Annotated in this window: 12 protein-coding genes, 1 tRNA gene and 8 pseudogenes; 8 read left to right on the top strand and 13 right to left on the bottom strand. The window is 70.3% G+C overall.

Features of this window, described 5'->3' with window-relative positions; all coding sequences use genetic code 11:
- Window positions 1–137: 137 nt before the first annotated feature.
- Window positions 138–1,364, bottom strand: a pseudogene (tyrS, locus tag LJB71_RS02910) (tyrosine--tRNA ligase).
- Window positions 1,365–1,559: 195 nt separating this feature from the next.
- Between tyrS and LJB71_RS02905 the strand changes: the two are divergent.
- Window positions 1,560–2,996 carry a M23 family metallopeptidase gene (locus LJB71_RS02905; RefSeq protein ID WP_259303020.1) on the top strand — a complete coding sequence of 479 codons (1,437 nt, stop codon included), beginning with the start codon at window positions 1,560–1,562 and terminating at the stop codon, window positions 2,994–2,996.
- Window positions 2,997–3,024: 28 nt separating this feature from the next.
- Window positions 3,025–4,156, top strand: a pseudogene (locus LJB71_RS02900) (anhydro-N-acetylmuramic acid kinase).
- Here the strand turns inward: LJB71_RS02900 and LJB71_RS02895 are convergent.
- Window positions 4,144–5,367, bottom strand: a pseudogene (locus LJB71_RS02895) (MFS transporter); the annotation flags it as partial. The pseudogenes LJB71_RS02900 and LJB71_RS02895 overlap by 13 nt on opposite strands.
- A gap of 65 nt (window positions 5,368–5,432) precedes the next feature.
- Window positions 5,433–6,237, bottom strand: a pseudogene (locus LJB71_RS02890) (exodeoxyribonuclease III).
- 64 nt (window positions 6,238–6,301) lie between these two features.
- On the opposite strand from LJB71_RS02890, the gene pyrE reads away from it, so the two are divergent.
- Window positions 6,302–6,952, top strand: coding sequence for an orotate phosphoribosyltransferase (gene pyrE / locus LJB71_RS02885; protein ID WP_259303019.1), 651 nt, complete (start codon window positions 6,302–6,304; stop codon window positions 6,950–6,952).
- A 31-nt stretch (window positions 6,953–6,983) separates the two neighbouring features.
- The gene (locus LJB71_RS02880) at window positions 6,984–7,655 is read left to right on the top strand and encodes a hypothetical protein (protein ID WP_259303018.1); all 672 of its coding nucleotides are present in this window, start codon (window positions 6,984–6,986) and stop codon (window positions 7,653–7,655) included.
- A 70-nt stretch (window positions 7,656–7,725) separates the two neighbouring features.
- On the opposite strand, the gene LJB71_RS02875 is transcribed toward LJB71_RS02880, so the two are convergent.
- From LJB71_RS02875 to coaBC, 3 genes and pseudogenes are all read right to left on the bottom strand, one after another.
- Window positions 7,726–10,092, bottom strand: coding sequence for a phosphomannomutase/phosphoglucomutase (locus LJB71_RS02875; protein ID WP_259303017.1), 2,367 nt, complete (start codon window positions 10,090–10,092; stop codon window positions 7,726–7,728).
- A gap of 12 nt (window positions 10,093–10,104) precedes the next feature.
- Window positions 10,105–10,566: a dUTP diphosphatase gene (gene dut / locus LJB71_RS02870; RefSeq protein ID WP_259303016.1), complete on the bottom strand. Its 462-nt coding sequence runs from the start codon at window positions 10,564–10,566 to the stop codon at window positions 10,105–10,107.
- Window positions 10,563–11,773: pseudogene (coaBC, locus tag LJB71_RS02865) on the bottom strand (bifunctional phosphopantothenoylcysteine decarboxylase/phosphopantothenate--cysteine ligase CoaBC). The gene dut and the pseudogene coaBC overlap by 4 nt, the downstream one beginning before the upstream one ends.
- A gap of 96 nt (window positions 11,774–11,869) precedes the next feature.
- On the opposite strand from coaBC, the gene radC reads away from it, so the two are divergent.
- Window positions 11,870–12,544 (top strand): DNA repair protein RadC, encoded by a 675-nt coding sequence (radC, locus tag LJB71_RS02860; RefSeq protein WP_259303015.1) that lies wholly within the window; start codon window positions 11,870–11,872, stop codon window positions 12,542–12,544.
- 74 nt (window positions 12,545–12,618) lie between these two features.
- Here radC and LJB71_RS02855 read toward each other — a convergent pair.
- From LJB71_RS02855 to rplM, 3 genes are all read right to left on the bottom strand, one after another.
- Window positions 12,619–12,693 (bottom strand) — tRNA-Gln (locus tag LJB71_RS02855).
- Between the two features lie 69 nt (window positions 12,694–12,762).
- Entirely contained in the window at window positions 12,763–13,155 is a 393-nt protein-coding gene (gene rpsI, locus LJB71_RS02850; protein WP_259303014.1) for a 30S ribosomal protein S9, read from the bottom strand.
- Window positions 13,156–13,167: 12 nt separating this feature from the next.
- A complete protein-coding gene (gene rplM, locus LJB71_RS02845; RefSeq protein ID WP_259303013.1) occupies window positions 13,168–13,596 on the bottom strand; it encodes a 50S ribosomal protein L13 in 429 nt (142 codons plus the stop codon).
- Between the two features lie 181 nt (window positions 13,597–13,777).
- Between rplM and coq7 the strand changes: the two are divergent.
- Window positions 13,778–14,435, top strand: a pseudogene (gene coq7 / locus LJB71_RS02840) (2-polyprenyl-3-methyl-6-methoxy-1,4-benzoquinone monooxygenase).
- Window positions 14,436–14,549: 114 nt separating this feature from the next.
- Here the strand turns inward: coq7 and speD are convergent.
- Window positions 14,550–15,341: an adenosylmethionine decarboxylase gene (speD, locus tag LJB71_RS02835; protein WP_259303012.1), complete on the bottom strand. Its 792-nt coding sequence runs from the start codon at window positions 15,339–15,341 to the stop codon at window positions 14,550–14,552.
- Window positions 15,342–15,532: 191 nt separating this feature from the next.
- Here speD and crp point away from each other — a divergent pair, with 191 nt between their 5' ends.
- Together crp and LJB71_RS02825 are read left to right on the top strand one after the other, a co-directional pair.
- A complete protein-coding gene (gene crp / locus LJB71_RS02830; RefSeq protein ID WP_259304719.1) occupies window positions 15,533–16,165 on the top strand; it encodes a cAMP-activated global transcriptional regulator CRP in 633 nt (210 codons plus the stop codon).
- Between the two features lie 27 nt (window positions 16,166–16,192).
- Complete coding sequence (locus tag LJB71_RS02825; protein WP_259303011.1) at window positions 16,193–16,657, top strand: GNAT family N-acetyltransferase; 465 nt, start codon at window positions 16,193–16,195, stop codon at window positions 16,655–16,657.
- 9 nt (window positions 16,658–16,666) lie between these two features.
- Here LJB71_RS02825 and LJB71_RS02820 read toward each other — a convergent pair.
- From LJB71_RS02820 to trpD, 3 genes and pseudogenes are all read right to left on the bottom strand, one after another.
- Window positions 16,667–17,388, bottom strand: a pseudogene (locus LJB71_RS02820) (haloacid dehalogenase-like hydrolase).
- A complete protein-coding gene (gene trpC / locus LJB71_RS02815; RefSeq protein ID WP_259304718.1) occupies window positions 17,385–18,173 on the bottom strand; it encodes an indole-3-glycerol phosphate synthase TrpC in 789 nt (262 codons plus the stop codon). Before trpC ends, LJB71_RS02820 begins: the two are co-directional and overlap by 4 nt.
- 32 nt (window positions 18,174–18,205) lie before the next feature.
- Window positions 18,206–19,253, bottom strand: a pseudogene (gene trpD, locus LJB71_RS02810) (anthranilate phosphoribosyltransferase).
- Window positions 19,254–19,256: the final 3 nt, after the last annotated feature.

The following is a 19,256-nucleotide window of genomic DNA, read 5'->3' as shown; positions in this document are numbered from 1 at the left end:
CCCGCCCCGGAACCCACGGCCCCCCGGCAAGGGCGCGCATCTTCCTCCATCCATCCACGCTTGGGAAGTCTTGACGGCATCACGATGGATCGTGCATTGCGCGCGCGTTCATGCCCCGCAGGCACATCAAGCACGGCTTATGCACCGGCAATCAGGCGCACGCGGGCGAAGTTGCGCTTGCCCACCGCCAGCACGCCCTCGAAGCCGGGCCCGAACACCCGCGCGGCGTCCTCGAACACCTCGCCATCCACGCGCACGGCGCGCTCCCTGAGCTTGCGGTTGGCCTCGGAGTTGCTGGGCATGAGCCCGGCCGCGACCAGCAGCGCGGCGATCCGCAGCCCCCGGCCGGCACCACCACGTCCTGCAGCGGCAGGCTGGACAGGTCGCCCTCGCCGCGCACCGCGGCATGCCAGCCGGCAATCGCGCGCTCGGCCTCCTCCGCGCCGTGGAAGCGCGCCGCCAGTTCGCGCGCCAGCCGCAGCTTGATGTCGCGCGGGTTCATGCCGGCGGCGACCGCCTCGCGCAGCCGCCCGGCCTCCGCGATTCCGATTTCGAAGCTGAGCAGCTCGATCCACTTCCACATCAGCGCATCGCCGATCTTCATCGCCTTGGTGACGATGTCGATCGCCGGCTCATCGATGCCGATGTAGTTGCCGAGCGATTTGCTCATCTTGTGCACGCCGTCGAGGCCTTCCAGCAGCGGCATGGTGAGCACCACCTGCGGCGGCTGCCCGTAGTGCTCCTGCAGGCCGCGGCCCATCAGCAGGTTGAACTTCTGGTCGGTGCCGCCCAGCTCGACGTCCGCCTTCAGTGCGACCGAGTCATAGCCCTGCACCAGCGGATACAGGAACTCATGGATGGCGATCGGCTGCTGCGCGGCATAGCGCTTGGCGAAATCGTCGCGGCTCGAGCATGCGCGCCACGGTGTGCTGGGCGGCAAGGCGGATCATGTCGGCGGCGCCCATCTGCCCGAACCATTCGCTGTTGAAGCGCACCTCGGTGCGCGCGCGGTCGAGCACCTTGAACACCTGCTCGGCATAGGTCTGCGCGTTGGCCAGCACGTCCTCGCGGGTCAGTGGCTTGCGGGTGGCGCTCTTGCCGGTGGGATCGCCAATCATCCCGGTGAAGTCGCCGATCAGGAAGATCACCTGGTGCCCGAGGTCCTGGAACTGGCGCAGCTTGTTGAGCAGGACGGTGTGACCGAGATGCAGGTCGGGTGCGGTGGGGTCGAAGCCGGCCTTGATCCGCAGCGGGCGCCCCAGCGCCAGGCGCGCCTGCAGCTCTTCGCGCTTGAGGATTTCCTCGCTGCCGCGGGCGATCAGGGCAAGGACCGAAGCGGCATCGGCGGTGACGGGATCGGACACGGGCACTTCTCTCCGGCGACCGCAGGGGCCGCATTCATGTTTGTGGGGTTGACGTTAACCGCGCGTTAAACCGTGAAGCAGAAAAACTTTCGCAGATTCAACGGGTTGACGCACCTTTCACGCATGTCTATGGTAGCGCGTCGATGCTTTCGCGACGCAAGGGACGATGATATGACGGATTCGAACCATGACGCCGTGCTTCAGGGCAACCTCGAGCGTGCGCGCGTCAATGCCGACCGTCGCCCCGAGCCCGCCGCGCCGCATCCGTTCAAGGGCCGCTGGTCGCGCCGCCAGTGGGCGCACGCCAGCGTGCTCACCACCATCGGCGTGCTGCTGGCCGCAATCGTGCCCGGCTTCTCCAGCGTGCTCGACACCCACGGCGGCCGGCAACTGCAGAAGATGACGCTGCAGCTGACCCTGCCGAAGCTGTCACGGAGCGCGAGCAAAATCACCGACGACCATTGGCAGACGGTGACCCTCAAACCTGGCCAGACCCTGAGCGGCGTGTTCGAGGAACTGGGCATCCCCTACGATCAGCTGGCGCGGGTGATGCAGCACCCGAAGATCAAGCCCACCCTGCGCAAGCTGCGCCCGGGCACCGAGCTGAGCTTCAACCTGCCGGCCGACGGCAGCGTGCGCGCGATGCGCCTGGAGCCGGGCCCGGGGATCGGCGAACTGCCGATCGAGCTGGAGTTCGACGGCGACGCGGTGCGCGAGCGCGCGGTGCCGGTGGAGATCACCACCCGCACCGTGGTGCTCACCGGCGAAGTGGGCAAGTCGCTGTTCGCCTCCGCGCGCAAGCTCGGGCTGGGCACCGCGCAACTGAACCAGCTTACCGACGAAATGTTCAAGTACGACATCGACTTCGATTCGGACCTGAGCGAGAACGACCGTTTCAGCGTGGTGGTGGACCAAACCTGGAAGAACGGCGTGCTGGTCCACACCGGGCCGGTGCTGGCGGCCACCTTCACCGTGGACGGCAAGCTCAAGAGCGCGTTCCGCTTCATGCGCGACGGCAAGCCGGAGTACTTCACCCCGGACGGCCGCTCGCTCAAGCGCCCCTTCATCCGCATGCCGATCCCGTATGCACGCCTGACCTCCGGCTTCGGCGGGCGCAACCACCCGATCCTCGGGCGGTTCCGCATGCACAAGGGCGTGGACTACGCCGCCGCCACCGGCACCCCGATCCAGGCCGCGGGCGATGCACGTGTGGCCTTCGTCGGCCGCCAGGGCGGCTACGGCAACGTGGTCATCCTCGACCACGGCGGCGGCAAGACCACCCTGTACGGGCATATGTCGCGATTCGCCAAGATCCGGGTCGGCCAGCGCATCGCGCAGGGCATGGTGATCGGCTACGTGGGCAGCACCGGGCTGGCCACCGGGCCGCATCTGCACTACGAATTCCGGGTCAACGGCGTGCACATGAACCCGCTGAAGATGACCCTGCCGCCGCCGGCGCCGCTGTCCGGTGCCGATCTGGTGGCGTTCAAGAACGAGACCCAGCGCGCGCTGGAAAAGATCCACGAGGTCGAGGACGTGGTATTCCAGCTCGACGACGGCAGCCGCGTGGCCAGCGCCGCGCCCGCCGCCAAGGCCAAGGGCAAGGCCGCCGGCAAGCGCAGCCGCGGCTGAGCCGGGCGTCGATGCGATACTGCGCGGCATGTCCGCGCCTTCCTCCCGCGCCGAGCTGTTCCTCGGCCTGATCTCCGGCACCAGCGCCGACGGCATCGACGCCGCGCTGGTGCGTTTCCACGGCGATGATCCACACGCACGCCCCGAACTTCTCTGCGGGCGCACATTCCCGTGGGATTCCGAACTGCGCGTGCGCCTGGTCGCGCTGGGCCAGCAGGCGCAGACGCTGACCCTGGACGAGGTGGGCGAACTGGACGTGCGCATCGGGCGCGCGTTCGCGGACGCCGCCAACGCCAGCCTCGCCGCCGCCGGTGTCGCGCGCGAGGCGATCGCCGCGATCGGCTCGCACGGGCAAACCCTGCGCCATCGCCCGCAGGGGCCGCTGCCGTTCACCCTGCAGCTGGGCGATCCTTCCACCCTGGCCGAACGCTGCGGGCTGCCAGTGGTGGCCGATTTCCGCCGCCGCGACGTCGCCGCCGGCGGTCACGGCGCGCCGCTGGTGCCCGCATTCCATGCCGCCACGCTGCACGCACCGGACGAAGACCGCGCCGTGCTGAACCTGGGCGGCATCGCCAACCTCACCCTGCTGCCCGCACATGGCGACGTGCGCGGCTTCGATACCGGTCCGGCGAACGGATTGATGGACGCCTGGTGCCTGCGCCATACCGGCCAGCCGTTCGACGCCGGCGGCGCCTTCGCAGCGCAGGGGTGCGTCGATCCCGCGCTGCTGGCGCGGCTGCTTGCCGAGCCGTGGTTCGCCGCACCGCCGCCGAAATCGACCGGCCGCGACCAGTTCCATCTCGACTGGGTGGAAGCCGCGCTGGCCGGCGACGAGACGCCTGCCGACGTGCAGGCGACGCTGCTCATGCTCACCGCGCGCACCGTCGCCGATGCCTTGCGCGCCACCCAGCTCACGAACGCAGCGGGTGATCGTGTGTGGCGGCGGGGTGCACAACGGACGCCTGCTGGCGGCGCTGGCCGAGGCGCTGCCGGAGACGCACATCGAATCCAGCGCCGCGCACGGACTGCACCCGGATTTCGTCGAAGCCATGGCCTTTGCCTGGCTGGCCCGCGAGCACCTGGCCGGCCGTCCCGGCAACCTGCCCGCCGTCACCGGCGCCACGGGACCGCGCGTGCTGGGCGCGCTCTACCCGGCCTGAGCCGGCACCGGGACGAATACCCGCTGGCGCAGCGCCGGCGTCAGCCAGGCATACAGCAGCAGCGCCGGCAGCAGCGCCAGCACGGTGATGACGAAGTACATGCCGTAGCCGGTGGCCATCACGATCCCGCCGGCGAAGAAGCCGAGGATCTTGCCCGGCAGGTTCACCAGCGAGCTGAGCAGGGCGTACTGGGTGGCGGTGTGCGCGCGGCTGACCAGCGCCGACAGGAACGCCACCGTCGGCGGCCCCAGCATGCCGAGCGTGAAGTTCTCCGCGGAGATCACCGCGGTCAGCACCCACAGATCGCCCTTGTGCACCATCAGCAGCAGATACAGCAGGTTGCAGCTGCCACACACCAGGATCATCAATCCCAGCGACTTCCACGCCCCCATGCGCGCCACCAGGGCACCGCCGCAGAACACGCCGAGGATGCCCACCCACACGCCCCACAGCTTGGTGATCGAGCCGATCTGGGTCTTGGTGAAGCCCTGGTCGAGATAGAACGGGCTCATGATGCCGCCCACCGTGGCCTGCTCCGGCACCTTGAACAGCAGGATGAAGGCCAGCAGGACCAGCGCCAGCCCAAGCCCGTAGCGGCGGAAGAAATCCGCGAACGGGTCCACCACCGCTTCCACCATCGCCTGCCGCCATGGCCGCGGCGGTGCAGGCACTGCCTGCGGCTCGCGCGCGCGCAGATTGGCGATCACCGGCACCAGCATGGTCAATGCCATCGCCACGTACACCACGGGCCACGGCAGATGGTCGGCCATGATCGCCGCCAGCGCGCCGGCCAGGATCAGCCCGATCCGGTAGCCCAGCGAATAGGTGGCCACCAGCGCGCCCTGATCCTCGACCGGCGCGATCTCGATCCGGTAGGCATCCACCGCGATGTCCTGGGTGGCGCCGAAGAACGCCACCGCGAGCGTCGCCGCCACGAATGCCCCCAGCTGCGCCGGCGTCAGCGCCGCCATCGCCAGCAGGCCGGCGATCACCCCCAGCTGCGCGGCCAGCAGCCAGCCGCGGCGGCGCCCCAGGCGGGCGAAGCCGGGCAGCCGCCAGTGATCGAGCAGCGGCGCCCACACGAACTTGAACGCATACAGCATGCCAGCGCTGGCGATCATGGTGATGTCCTTCAGCACGATGCCGAAGTCCTTCAGCCAGAACGCCAGGGTGCCGGCCACCAGCAGGAACGGCAGCCCCGAGGAAAAGCCGAAGAAAAACATGGTGCGCGCCGCCGGCTGCGCGAACGCGCGCCAAATGGGCGGACGGCCGCCGCTCATGCCGCGTACTCCACCAGCAGCGGCGCGTGGTCGGAGAACTTCGGGGTTGGGAAGATCACCGCGTCGCGGATGGTCGCGGCGATGCCTGGGGTGCACAGCTGGTAATCGATGCGCCAGCCGACGTTGTTGGCGCGCGCATTGCCGCGCTGCGACCACCAGGTGTATTCCACCGCCTCGGGCCTGGCGACCCGGAAGGCATCCTTCCAGCCGTGGGCGGGCGGCACGACCAGGCCGTCGTGGCAAGCGTCGGCGATCAGGCCGTTGAGCCAGGCGCGCTCGTGCGGCAGGCAGCCGGAATTCTTCTGGTTGCCGGTCCAGTTCTTGATGTCGTTCTTCGCGCGGACAATGTTCCAGTCCCCGCACAGCACGTACTCGCGGCCGCTGGCCGTACCACTGGTCCAGGATCGGCTTCAGCCAGGCCATCACCTCTTCCTTGAAGCCCTGGCGCAGCTCGCCCGAGCTGCCGGACGGGATATAGAAGCTGACCACCGACAGGTTGCCGAAGCGGGCCTCGATGTAGCGGCCCTCGTCGTCGAACGGCGCCCAGCCGAGCGACGTGCGCACTTCGTCCGGCTCACGCCGGCTGTAGATGGCCACGCCGCTGTAGCCCTTCTTGGTGGAGGCGTCCTTGAACCACGCCCGATACCCTTCGGGAAGGAACGCGGCATCCTGCAACTGATGCTCCTGCGCCTTGGTCTCCTGCACGCAGAGCACGTCCACGTCGCGCGCGGAAAACCAGTCGAAGAAGCCCTTGGAGGCGGCCGACCGCAGGCCGTTGGCGTTGAAGGTGAGGATGCGCATCGGCCAAGGATAGCGGTTCCATGGGGTAACCTTTGCACTCTTCGACGCCATCGTCCCGCCCTCCATGTCCGACCATCGCGCCCGTTTCCTGCAGCTGGCCCTGAACGCCGAGGCGCTGCGCTTCGGCGAATTCACCCTGAAGTCCGGCCGCACCAGCCCGTACTTCTTCAACGCCGGCCGCTTCGACTCCGGGGCGGCGCTGGCCGGGCTGGCCGCCTGCTACGCCGACGCGGTGGAGGCCGCCGGGCTGGACTTCGATCTGGTATTCGGCCCGGCCTACAAGGGCATCCCGCTGGCCACCGCGCTGGCCTGCGAATACGCCCGCCGCGGCCGCGACCTGCCGCTGGCGTTCAACCGCAAGGAAGCCAAGACGCACGGCGAGGGTGGCCGCCTGATCGGAGCAAAGCTGGCCGGGCGCCGGGCGCTGATCGTGGACGACGTGATCACCGCCGGCACCGCGATCCGCGAGGCGCTGGCCATCATCCGCGACGCCGGCGGCGTCCCGGCCGGGATCGTGATCGCGCTCGACCGCCAGGAACGCGTGCGCGAGGACACCAGCGTCTCCGCCGCGCAGGCGGTGGCGGACGAACAGGGGATCCCGGTGATCGCCGTGGCCACCCTGTCCGACCTGCTGGCCTTCGCCGGCGAGCGCGCGGCGCTGGCCGCCCACCGCGACGCCCTGCTCGCCTACCGCGCGCGCTACGGGGTCGTCTGATACGCTGACCAGTAGCCACGGGGGGCCGTCCATGCCGCACCATTTCCGCCTGATCGCCGCCACCGCCCTCGCCCTTGCCGGCGCGGGCCATGCCGCCGCGCAGACCGCGCCGCCGCAGAAGAAGATCTACTGCTGGGAGGAAAACGGCCGCAAGGTCTGCGGCGACGCCCTGCCCGCCTCCGCCGCCGACCGCGCGCGCACCGAGATCAGCATCAAGAGCGGGCTGCCCACCGCGCAGGTGGACCGCGCGCTGACCGAGGAGGAGCGCAGCGCCGCGCAGCAGGCGGCCGAGGCCGCGCGCCGCCAGGCCGAAGCCGAGGCCATGCAGAAGCGGCGCGACCTGGCGATGGTCGAGTCGTACATGACCGAGGCCGACCTGCGCCGCGCCTACGGCGAGCGCACCGCGCTGCTGGACGAAACCCTGAAGGCCAGCCGGCTGGGCATCACCACCCTGCACGCCAGCCTGCTGTCGCTGCTGCGCCAGGCCGGCGACCGCGAGTTGGGTGGCGAGCCCGTGCCGCCATCGCTCACCCGCTCCATCCTGCAGCAGCATGCCGAGTTACTGCGCCAGCGCCAGATCCTGCTGGCGCAGGAGGAAGACCGCGCCGCGCTGGAAAACGAGCTGGCCGACTCCCTGCGCCGCTACCGCGAGATGAAGGGCGGCGCGGCAGCGGCCACCGCCGCGCCCGCCGCGGACAGGTAAGCCGCACACCACAGGCGCAGCGCATCCGCACGCGGCGGGCGGTACGCGCCACCCACGCTGGAACGCCGCCTCAGAACGGCAGGCGCAGGTTCGGCTCCAGCTGCAGCAGCTTGTCGCGGAACGCCTGCTGGATGCGCGCCATCCCGCTGGTGGTCTCCGCGTCGAAGCGCATCACCAGCACCGGCGTGGTGTTGGAGGCACGCACCAGGCCCCAGCCATCCGGCCAGTCCACGCGCACGCCGTCGAGAGTGGTGATGCGTGCGCCCTCGAACCCGGCGGTCAGGCGCAGGCGCTCGACGAACTCGTGCGGGTCGCCGTCGTCCGGCAGCTCGACCTTGATCTCGGCGGTGGACACGCCATCCGGCAGCGCCTCGAACACCGCCTCCGGCGCCTCGCCGCGCACGTCCAGGATCTCCAGCAGGCGGGCTGCGGCATAGATGCCGTCGTCGAACCCGAACCAGCGCTCGGCGAAGAAGAAATGGCCGCTCATCTCGCCGGCCAGCGCGGCATCCACCTCGCGCATCTTGGCCTTGATCAACGAATGCCCGGTCTTCCACATCAGCGGGCTGCCGCCGTGGCGCAGGACGTGCGTCGCCAGCCGCCCGGTGCACTTCACGTCGTACACGATCACCGCGCCCGGGTTGCGCTCCAGCACATCCGCCGCGAACAGCATCAGCAGACGGTCGGGGAAGATGGTCTTGCCGGATTTGGAGACCACGCCCAGGCGGTCGCCGTCGCCGTCGAAGGCGATGCCGAGATCGGCATCCAGGCGCTGCACCATCTGCACCAGCGCCTCCAGGTTGTGCGGGTCGCCCGGGTCGGGATGGTGGTTGGGGAAGGTGCCGTCCACGTCGCAGAACAGCGGGGTGACGTCGGCACCGATCGCCTCCAGCACGCGCGGGCCGAGGATGCCGGCAGCGCCATTGCCGGCATCCACCACAACCTTGAGCGGCTGGCCGATCTGGATGTCGCCGGCGATCCGCTGCACGTAGTCTTCACTGATGTCGCGCTCGTCCAGGGTGCCTTCCACCTCGGCCTGCAGCAGGCGGTCCTCGGCGATCCGCGCGTGCAGGTCCTTGATCGCCTCCCCGGACAGGGTCTGGCCGCCGACCACGATCTTGAAGCCGTTGTAGTCGGGCGGGTTGTGGCTGCCGGTGATGGCCACTCCGCAGCCGGTGCGCAGGTGATAGGTGCCGAAATACACCACCGGGGTCGGCACCATGCCGATGTCGATCACGTTGCGGCCGGCCCTGCGCAGGCCGCGGATCAGGCCCTGTGCCAGGTCCGGGCCGGACAGGCGGCCATCGCGCCCGACCACGATGGTGTCCAGGCGCTGCTCGGCCATCACCGAGCCGATGGCCTGACCGATCAGCTCGGCCACGCCGGCATCCAGCGAATGCCCGATCACGCCGCGGATGTCGTAGGCGCGGAAGATGCGATGGTCGATCACCACCGGCACCCGCGCGGCGCGCTCGGGGCGGTCGTGCTCGCGCACCTTCACCTTCGGCGCGGACTCGGCCGCCGGCAGCTCCTGCTGCAGGTCGGCCAGGGTCGGCCCAGCCTCGACCTCCGCAGCTCCTCCCAACGCCAGCAGGCGCGGCCGCACCCGCAGCCACAGCACGCCCGCGCCGACCAGCAGGATCACGCCCAGCGCAAGAGCAGGGATGCCGTCCAGCGCGAACGGCGTGGCCGCCATGTCGGGGGCCGCGGCGGCGATGCGCAGGTCGCTGTCGGGCACGCGCGCGGCCATCGCCTCGGCCGCATTGCCCAGCGCCAGCTCGCCGCGCTCGATCACGCTGCGCTGGCCCTGACGCAATGCGAGGTAGGTGCCGCCCGGCAGCGCCGGCGACTCGACCCCGCTTTCCAGCCGGGTCAACGGCAGTTCGACGTAGGCCACCATCGGAGTCGCGCCCTTCACCGGCGCGGCCAGCGCCAGCCGGTGCTGGCCGCGCGACTGCACGATGCGGCTGCTGGTCTTGCCGCTGGACAGGGCCTCCTCGATCACCGCCACGGTGCCGAAACCGGCCCGCGGCAGGCCGGCGTAGAGCGCTTCCAGGTCGGCCGGCCAGACCTCGGCGCGGGCGACATCGCTCCAGCCCTGCTTCAGCGCCGCGCCCGCGGCCTCGCGGTCGCCCGTCGCCAGCGCGGCCGCCAGCGTGCGCGACGCCAGCTGGGTGTCGAACCGCTGGCGCTGCTCGTTGAGCACGCGCCGCACCGACACCACCGCGTCGTCGCGCGCGAACTCCAGCGAATGCTGGCGGCTCTCGTCGCGCAGGCGCAGCCCGCCGGCGACCAGGCACCACACGCCCAGCACCAGCAGCAGCGCGACCAGCCACGGCAGCAGCCGCGCCGCCTGCAGCGGGTCGAACTGCAACCCGCGCGGCGCCTCGGCGTCCGCCCCGTCCTTGTCCTTGCGACCCAATCCGAACACAGCCATGCGATTCCCCCGTCAGCGCACGCCGGTATGGCCGAAGCCTCCCTGCCCGCGCGCGCTCTCCTCGAAAGTATCCACCACTTGCAGCACCGCGCGCACCACCGGCAGCAACACCAGCTGGGCGATGCGGTCGCCGGGCGCGATCTCGAACGCCTGCGCGCTGCGGTTCCACAGGCTCACCATCAGCGGCCCCTGGTAATCCGCATCGATCAGGCCGGTGCCATTGCCAAGCACGATGCCGTGCCTGTGGCCCAGCCCGGAACGCGGCAGGATGACCGCGCACAGGCCAGGGTCGGCGATATGGATCGCCAGCCCGGAGGGCACCAGCACGCTCGCGCCGGGCTCCAGCCGCAGCGGTGCCTCCAGCGCGGCGCGCAGGTCCATCCCGGCGCTGTGCGCGGTGGCGTAGGCCGGCAGCGCCCAGTCGCGGCCGAAGCGTGGATCCAGCACCTTCACCTGCAGCACGTGCGCGCTCATGCCAGCCGCTCCGCGACGATGTCCAGCAGCCGGCCCGCGAGTTCGCCTTTCGGTGCCGGCCCCAGCGCGCGTTCGCCGGCGGCATCGATCACCAGCAGCGCATTGTCGTCGCACTCGAACCCGCCGCCGGCGCATCCGACCTGGTTGGCGCAGATCAGGTCGAGGCGCTTGCGCTGCAGTTTGCCGCGCGCATACTCCGCCACGCGGTCGGTCTCCGCTGCGAACCCCACCACCAGACGCGGCCGCTGCGCGCTGGCGGCCACCTCGGCCAGGATGTCGCGCGTCTGCACCAGCTCCAGCACCAGCACGTCCTGTCCCGGCTGCTTTTTGATCTTGTGCGCGGACGGGGTGCGCGGGGTGAAGTCGGCCACCGCCGCCGCACCGATGTAGGCATCGCAGGGCAGCGCCTGCATCACCGCCGCGTGCATCTGCGCGGCGCTGCGCACGTCGATCCGCTGCACCCCGGCGGGTGTGGGCAGATGCACCGGCCCGGCCACCAGCACCACCTGGGCGCCGCGCGCGGCGGCGGCGCCGGCAATCGCAAAGCCCATCTTGCCGCTGCTGCGGTTGCCCAGGAAGCGCGCCGGGTCGAGGTCCTCGTAGGTCGGGCCGGCGCTGACCAGCAGCCGACGCCCGGCAAGCGTGCCGCTCATGCCGGCGCTCCGAGCGCGGCCACGATCTCGGCCGGTTCGGCCATGCGCCCGGGGCCGGACTCGCCCTCGGCCAGCGGACCGTCGTTGGGGCCGATCAGGCGCGCGCCGCGCGCCAGCAGCAGGGCCACGTTGGCCTGGGTGGCCGGATGCCGCCACATGCGGTGATTCATCGCCGGCGCCAGCAGCAGCGGCGCCTCGCTGGCCAGGCACAGGGTGCTGACCAGATCGTCCGCCAGCCCGTGCGCCAGCTTGGCCAGCATATTGGCGGTGGCCGGCGCCACCACCACCTGCTGCGCCCAGCCGGCCAGCTCGAGATGCCCCATCGCGGCTTCCGCCTGGGCATCCCACAGCGCCGTGCGCACCGGGCGGTGCGAAAGCGCCTGGAAGGTCTGCGCACTGACGAAGCGCTGCGCGTTCTCGGTCATCGCCACCTGCACCTGCGCGCCGGCATCGCGCAGGCGGCGTACCAGTTCGGCCGTCTTGTAGGCGGCAATCCCGCCGCACACGCACAGCAGCACGCGACGGCCGCCCTCGGGAGCATCCTGGACCTGCATCGGGCCGTTTCCTGACCACTTCACCAGCGGCCAGCTTACCCGATGCGACGCCATATTCCGCTGGCCGGGACGCACCGGCCGGCGCACGCTGGCGGCATGCACATCCGCGACTGGCCCGCCACCGAACGTCCCCGCGAAAAGCTGCTGGCGCGCGGCCCGGGCGCGCTGTCGGACGCCGAACTGCTGGCGCTGTTCCTCGGCTCCGGCTGCGCCGGGCAGGATGCCGTCAGCAACGCGCGCGCGCTGCTGGCCGCGCATGCCGGCCTGCGCCCGCTGCTGGACCGCGACCCGCGCGCGCTGCTGCGCCTGCGCGGGATCGGCCCGGCCCGCGCCTGCCTGCTGGCGGCGGCGCTGGAACTGGGGCAGCGCCACCTGGCGGCCCGGCTGGAGCGCGGCGAGGCGCTGACCGATCCGGGCGCGGCCGGGCGCTACTTCGCACGCCGCCTGCGCGCGCTCGGCCACGAGGTGTTCGCGGTGCTGTACCTCGACAGCCGCCACCGCGCGCTGGCGTTCGAGGAACTCTTCCGCGGCACCATCGATGGCGCCGAGGTGCATCCGCGCATCGTGGTGCAGCGCGCGCTGGCGCATGGGGCGGCCGCCGCGATCGTGGGCCACAACCATCCCAGCGGGAATCCCGAACCCAGCGCCGCCGACCGCGCGCTCACCGCGCGCCTGCGCCAGGCGCTGGCCCTGGTGGACGTGCGCCTGCTCGACCATTTCGTGGTTGGCGACGGCGCGCCCACCTCGATGGCGGAACGCGGCCTGCTGTGAGCCCTGCTACTGCGCCGACGGCATAACGGCGGCCACGCAAAAGCCCGCCTTGCGGCGGGCTTTTGCGTCGAAGATGGCAGCCCCGGATGGATTCGAACCACCGAATGCCTGAGTCAGAGTCAGGTGCCTTACCGCTTGGCGACGGGGCTATGCTGCGAATTGTACGACCAAATGCGCCCGATGGATGAACATTCCGACCGGGCGCGTTGCCTCCGCGCTTAGCGCTTGGAGAACTGGGTGGCGCGGCGGGCCTTGTGCAGGCCGACCTTCTTGCGCTCGACCTCGCGGGCGTCGCGGGTCATGAAGCCGGCCTTGCGCAGCTCGGCCTTCAGGGTTTCGTCATATTCCACCAGCGCGCGTGCGATGCCCAGGCGGATCGCACCGGCCTGGCCGGTGGTGCCGCCGCCGGTGGCAGTGACGACGACGTCGAACTTGTCGGTGTTCTTGGTCAGCTCGAGCGGCTGGCGCACGATCATGCGCGCGGTCTCGCGGCCGAAGAACTCGTCCAGCGGACGGTCGTTGATGGTGATGTTGCCGCTGCCCTTGCGCAGGAACACGCGGGCGGTGGAGGACTTGCGGCGGCCGGTGCCGTAATTCTGGGTGATAGCCATGATGGTCGGACCTTAGATGTCGAGCGGCTGCGGCTGCTGGGCGGCGTGCGGATGCTCAGGGCCGGCATAGACCTTGAGCTTGCGGTACATGGCGCGGCCCAGCGGGCCCTTCGGCAGCATGCCCTTGACCGCGATCTCGATCACGCGCTCCGGGTGACGCTCCAGCGCCTGCGCCAGGGTCTCGGTCTTGAGGTTGCCGATGTAGCCGGTGAAGCGGTGATACAGTTTGTCCTGCATCTTCTTGCCGGTCGCCACGATCTTGTCGGCGTTGATCACGACGAGATAATCGCCGGTATCGACGTGCGGGGTGAACACCGGCTTGTGCTTGCCGCGCAGGCGATAGGCCAGTGCTGCGGCCAGACGGCCCAGGGTCTTGCCCTCGGCGTCGACGACGTACCAGTCGCGCTGGACGGTCTCGTTCTTGGCGATGAAAGTCTTCATGGGGAACTCTTGTTCAGGGGTGCCTTGTCGGGCTGGTTCGGCGGCATGGCCGAAGGGCGCCTCGCGTTGTTTTCCGCGCAGGCAACCAGCACCCGGACGCGAAAGAAGCGGAAGTTTAGCGGCCCGGCCGGCGCTGCGCAAGCCCGCCCACCGCCCGGCCCCGCCATCCTAGAATGCGGGCATGAATGCCGGCCCGTCGCCATTTCGCCACCTGAGCCCGCTGGACCGCCTGCTGGATTCGGCCCAGAACGCCCTGTCCACCGTGCTGGGCGCGCCGCGCGCCGCGCGTGCCAACCCCGGCCTGGGCGAGCCCGAAGTGGTGCTGGACGAACCCGAGCGCCGGCATGCCGCCGGGCTGATGCGGGTCAACCACACCGGCGAGGTCTGCGCGCAGGCGCTGTATATCGGCCAGGCCGCGGTGGCGCGCGAACCCGCCACCCGCGCCCACCTGCTGGAGGCGGCGCAGGAGGAGACCGACCACCTGGCGTGGTGCGCGGACCGCCTGCGCGAGCTGGACAGCCGCCCCAGCCTGTTCAACCCGCTGTGGTACGCCGGTAGCTGGGCGATCGGCGCCGCCGCGGGGCTGCGCGGCGATGGCTGGAACCTGGGTTTCGTGGTCGAGACCGAGCGCCAGGTCGAAGCGCACCTGGCGGAGCACCTGGCCTCGCTGCCGGAGGGCGACGACCGCAGCCGCGCGATCCTGGCAGTGATGAAAGACGACGAAGCCCGCCACGCCGACAACGCGCTGGCCGCCGGCGCGCGCGCCCTGCCGCAGCTCAATCCCGACACTGATGGCGGGGATGTCGAAGGTGATGAAGGCGGTGGCGTACCGGATCTGACCGGCCCGTGCCGGGCCGCGCGCCAGGGCCTTGCGCAGCGACCTGCGGCATTCCCGACCCCGAAACGCAGCAAGCCGGCTTGCGCCGGCTTGCGCATGACCACAGCGCCCACGCTCAATCGACCAGGTTGCGGCCGTGGTAGAGCTCCTCGATCTCGCGCTTGAGCCGCGCCTCGATCTTCATGCGTTCCTTGAACGACAGGTTGCGCGCCTTTTCCTCGAACAGGTACTGGTCGAGGTCGAACTCCTTCAGGTGCATCTTGGTGTGGAACAGGTTCTCCTGGTACACGTTCACGTCGATCATCTCGTAGCGCGACTTGACGTTCTTGGCCAGGTAGTCCTGGATCGAGTTGATCTTGTGGTCGATGTAGTACTTCTTGCCCTTGATGTCGCGGGTGAAGCCGCGCACGCGGTAGTCCATCACCACGATGTCGGACTCGAAGCTCTCGATCAGGTAATTCAGTGCCTTCAGCGGCGAGATCACGCCGCAGGTGGACACGTCGATGTCGGCGCGGAAGGTGGCGATGCCGTTGTCCGGGTGGGTCTCCGGGTAGGTGTGCACGGTGATGTGCGACTTGTCCAGGTGTGCAACCACCGCATCCGAGATCACGCCCTTGGCGTCGGCCTTGTCGATCACCGGCTGCTCGGAGATCAGGATGGTGACCGAGGCGCCCTGCGGGTCGTAGTCCTGACGCGCGATGTTGAGGATGTTCGCGCCGATGATCTCCGCCACATCGGTCAGGATCTGGGTCAGGCGGTCGGCGTTGTATTCCTCGTCGATGTACTCGATGTAGCGCCGGCGCTCGTCCTCCGACGCCGCGTAGCACACGTCGTAGATGTTGAAGGACAGCGACTTGGTGAGGTTGTTGAAGCCCTGGAGCTTCAGACGCGGCAACGGCTTGACCACAGCATTGGATCCGGCAGAAACGGGACAGGGGCGCGATTATGCGGCAAAAGGGCGGCCGCCGCGTGACGGCCCGGCCGGCGGCGGCGGGATTTGCCCCTTCGCGCCGATTGCGCCTAAGCTTGCGCATTCACAGGCGCCCACCGTATGAGCAGCACCTTCCCGAAGCCCGCCAAGACGCCCCCGCCAGCCCGCTGCTGGCGGATGCCGGCACCATCGAGCGGTTCATCGCCAACTGCCACCGGCGCAAGTACCCGGCGCGGGCGGAAGTGTTCCACCCGGGCGACCCGGCGGGCACCCTGTACTACATCATTTCCGGCTCGGTCAGCATCATCGCGCGCGAGAACGACGAGCGCGAACTGGTGCTCGGCTACATCGGCCCGGGCGAGTTCGTCGGCGAGATGGGCCTGTTCGTGCACACCGAGCAGCGCGGCGTGGCCCTGCGCACCCGCACCCCCTGCGATCTGGCCGAGATCAGCCATGAGCGCCTGCAGGCGCTGCTGGCGGCGCAGGCCAACGACGCCACCCGGCTGCTCTATTCGATCGGCGCGCAGATCAGCCAGCGCCTGCTGGACACCAGCCGCAAGGCCGGCCGGCTCGCCTTCCTGGACGTCTCCGACCGCATCTACCGCACCCTGTTCGACCTCGCCCGCGAGCCGGACGCGATGAGCCATCCGCTGGGCACCCAGCTGCGCGTCTCGCGCCAGGAGCTGGCGCGGCTGGTAGGTTGTTCGCGCGAGATGGCCGGGCGGGTCCTGAAGAAACTGCAGGCGGACGGCAAGCTGCACGCGCGCGGCAAGACCGTGGTGGTGTACGGCACCCGCTAGGCCGACGGAGCGACGCGCGCATGAGCCATGCCTTCTCCCCCCGGCCCCGGCGCGCTCGATGTGGATCTGCGCACGGCCGTACTGGGCGACGCCGACGACGTCGCCCGGCTGCTGGTGGAGCTGGGCTATCCCTGCGACATCGCAGACGCCTCGGAGCGGATCAGCGCGATCCTCGCCAACGACCGCCAGGCGCTGGTGCTGGCGCGCCGCAACGGCGCGGTGTGCGGGCTGGTGGCACTGGACTTCATGTACTACCTGCCGCTGGGCACCACCACCTGCCGCGTCACCGCGCTGGTGGTGAGCAACGGCGCGCAGGGACAGGGCCTGGGCCGCGCCCTGCTGAAGGAAGCCGAACGCCGCGCGCGCGCCGGCGGCGCGGCCCGGATCGAATTGACCTCCGGCGCCCAGCGCAGCGAGGCGCATGCGTTCTACCGCGCCTGCGGCTACAGCGACAGCTCGGTGCGCTTCGTCAAGCCGCTGGGCTCGGCCTGAGCCGACGCCTCAGGCGACGGCTTCGCCGCCACGGCCCGGGCAGCCCCAGTTGAGGATCGGCGTGCCCGGCGGCAGCACGCGCCGGAACAGCGCCACCCGGCCCGCCTTCGGATTCACCACCACCGGCTTCGCCGCCGCCTGCAGCAGCGGCAGGTCGGCGCTGCTGTCGGAATACGCCTGCGCGATCGGACCGGCATACCCTGCCTCGCGCAGCATCGCCATCTTGATTGTGTGGTGGCAGTGGCGCCGCGCGCCCATCCCGCCCAGGCGCGGCGCCAGCAGGGTGCCGATTACCGGCACGTCGCCATGCCCGGCCAGCGCCAGGATCGCGCGCGCCAGCTCCGGCGGCGCGCCGGTGGCGACCACCACGCGATCCCCGCGCACGCGGTGCTGCTGGAATACGTCCAGCGCGACCGGCAGCAGCCGCGCCCGGATCGCGTCCGCATGCAACGCCACGTAACGGTCGATCAGCGCATCCAGCGCGGCGCGCCCGCGCACGCCTACGGTACCCGCCCAGACGAAGGCCGAGATACCGGCGCGGCGGGTGGGCAGGAACGCCACCAGCGGACCTGCGAAAGGCGCCAGCAGCAGCGCCAGCAGACGCCGCCACCATGCGCGCCGGATCGCCACAGGAACAGGTGGCTGCCGGAATCCCCGTCGTACAGGGTGTGGTCGAAGTCGAACACCACCAGCGGCGCCTCGTCCCCCGGCGGTGGACACCTCGCCGTCATGCGAACAGTGCCCTGAGCGCCGCGCCCGGATCGGGCTGGCGCATGAAGGCCTCGCCGACCAGGAAGGCATGCACGCCGGCCGCGCGCATCCGCGCCACGTCGTCCGGCGTGTGGAGGCCGCTTTCAGTCACCAACACGCGGTCCGCCGGTACCGCCGGCTTCATGTCGAGTGTGGTCTGCAGCGAGACCTCGAAGGTCTTCAGGTTGCGGTTGTTGATCCCCAGCAGGCGCGCCGGCACCGGCAGCGCGCGCTCCAGCTCGTCCAGGCCGTGCACTTCCAGCAGCACGTCCAGGCCCAGCTCGGCGGCGAGGAAGCCGAACTCCGATAGCCGGCCATCGTCGAGTGCGGCGGCGATCAGCAGCACGCAGTCCGCACCCAGCGCGCGCGCTTCATAGAGCTGGTAGGCATCGACCACGAAGTCCTTGCGCAGCACCGGCAGCGCGCAGGCGGCACGCGCCTGCTGCAGGTAGGCATCGCTGCCCTGGAAGAACCCGACGTCGGTCAGCACCGACAGACAGGCCGCACCGCCGGCTTCGTAGCTGCGCGCGATGGCGGCCGGGTCGAAGTCGGCACGGATCACGCCCTTGCTCGGGCTGGCCTTCTTCACCTCGGCGATCACCGCCGCCTGGCCGGCTGCGACCTTCGCGTCGATGGTGTCGGCAAACCCGCGCGCCGGCGGGGCGTCGGTCGTACGCGCGCGCAGCTCGGCCAACGGCACCTGTGCGCGGCGTGCGGCCACTTCTTCGTGCTTGCGGGCGAGGATGGTGTCGAGGATGGTGGTCACGGTGCTTGCTTGCGTCGGAAAGGCGGCGGGAATCAGGACAGGCCGGCCAGCGTACGGGTGGCGGCCACGTACTGCTGCATGCGCGCGCGGGCGCTGCCGTCGGCGATCGCGGCGCGCGCACGCGCCAGGCCATCGGCGATGTCGTCCGCGATCCCGGCGGCATACAGCGCGGCGCCGGCGTTGAGCGCCACGATGTCGGCGGCCGGGCCGGGGCGATTGTCGAGCACCGCGTGCAGCATTGCGATCGACTCGGCGGGATCGGCCACCCGCAGGTTGCGGCTGGCGGACATGGAAATGCCGAAATCTTCGGGATGGATGTCGTACTCGCATACCCCCCGTCGCGCAGTTCGCCGACCAGTGTGGCGGCGCCCAGCGAGATCTCGTCCATGCCGTCGCGCCCCCACACGACGAGCGCGCGCTGCGCGCCCAGCTCGCGCAGCACGCGCGCCTGGATGCCGACCAGATCGGGGTGGAACACGCCCATCAGGATGCTGGGAGCGCCCGCGGGATTGGTGAGGGCCCCAGGATATTGAAGATGGTGCGCACGCCCATTTCGCGCCGCACCGGCGCCACCACCTTCATCGCCGGATGATGGATGGGCGCAAACATGAAGCCGATGCCGGTCTGCGCGATCGCCTGGCCCACCTGTTGAGGCGAGAGCTCGATCACCGCGCCCAGCGCTTCCAGCGCATCCGCGCTGCCCGATTTCGAGGACACGCTGCGGTTGCCGTGCTTGGCCACGCGCGCGCCAGCCGCGGCCGCGACGAACATCGCGCAGGTGGAGATGTTGAAGGTGTGCGCGCCGTCGCCACCGGTGCCGACGATGTCCACCAGATGCGTCCTGTCCGCGACCGCCACCGGCAGCGCGAACTCGCGCATCACCGTGGCCGCGGCGGCGATCTCGCCCACCGTTTCTTTCTTGACGCGCAGGCCGGTGAGGATCGCCGCGGTCATCGCCGGGCTGACCTCGCCGCGCATGATCTGGCGCATCAGGTGCACCATCTCGTCGAAGAAAATTTCGCGGTGCTCGATGGTGCGCTGCAGGGCTTGCTGGGGGTGATCGACATGTGGCGACGGGATCCC

Source organism: Thermomonas sp. S9 (assembly GCF_024704365.1).
GTDB lineage: Bacteria > Pseudomonadota > Gammaproteobacteria > Xanthomonadales > Xanthomonadaceae > Thermomonas.
Note: the sequence above shows the minus strand (reverse complement) of the source record. Positions and strands in the feature narration are given on the sequence as shown.

Coding starts and splice junctions, on each gene's coding strand:
- pyrE (WP_259303019.1), top strand. CDS start 6,302: ATGTCCGACCATCGCGCCCGTTTCCTGCAGCTGGCCCTGAACGCCGAG.
- LJB71_RS02880 (WP_259303018.1), top strand. CDS start 6,984: ATGCCGCACCATTTCCGCCTGATCGCCGCCACCGCCCTCGCCCTTGCC.
- LJB71_RS02875 (WP_259303017.1), bottom strand. CDS start 10,092: ATGGCTGTGTTCGGATTGGGTCGCAAGGACAAGGACGGGGCGGACGCC.
- dut (WP_259303016.1), bottom strand. CDS start 10,566: ATGAGCGCGCACGTGCTGCAGGTGAAGGTGCTGGATCCACGCTTCGGC.
- radC (WP_259303015.1), top strand. CDS start 11,870: ATGCACATCCGCGACTGGCCCGCCACCGAACGTCCCCGCGAAAAGCTG.
- rpsI (WP_259303014.1), bottom strand. CDS start 13,155: ATGGCTATCACCCAGAATTACGGCACCGGCCGCCGCAAGTCCTCCACC.
- rplM (WP_259303013.1), bottom strand. CDS start 13,596: ATGAAGACTTTCATCGCCAAGAACGAGACCGTCCAGCGCGACTGGTAC.
- LJB71_RS02825 (WP_259303011.1), top strand. CDS start 16,193: ATGCCTTCTCCCCCCGGCCCCGGCGCGCTCGATGTGGATCTGCGCACG.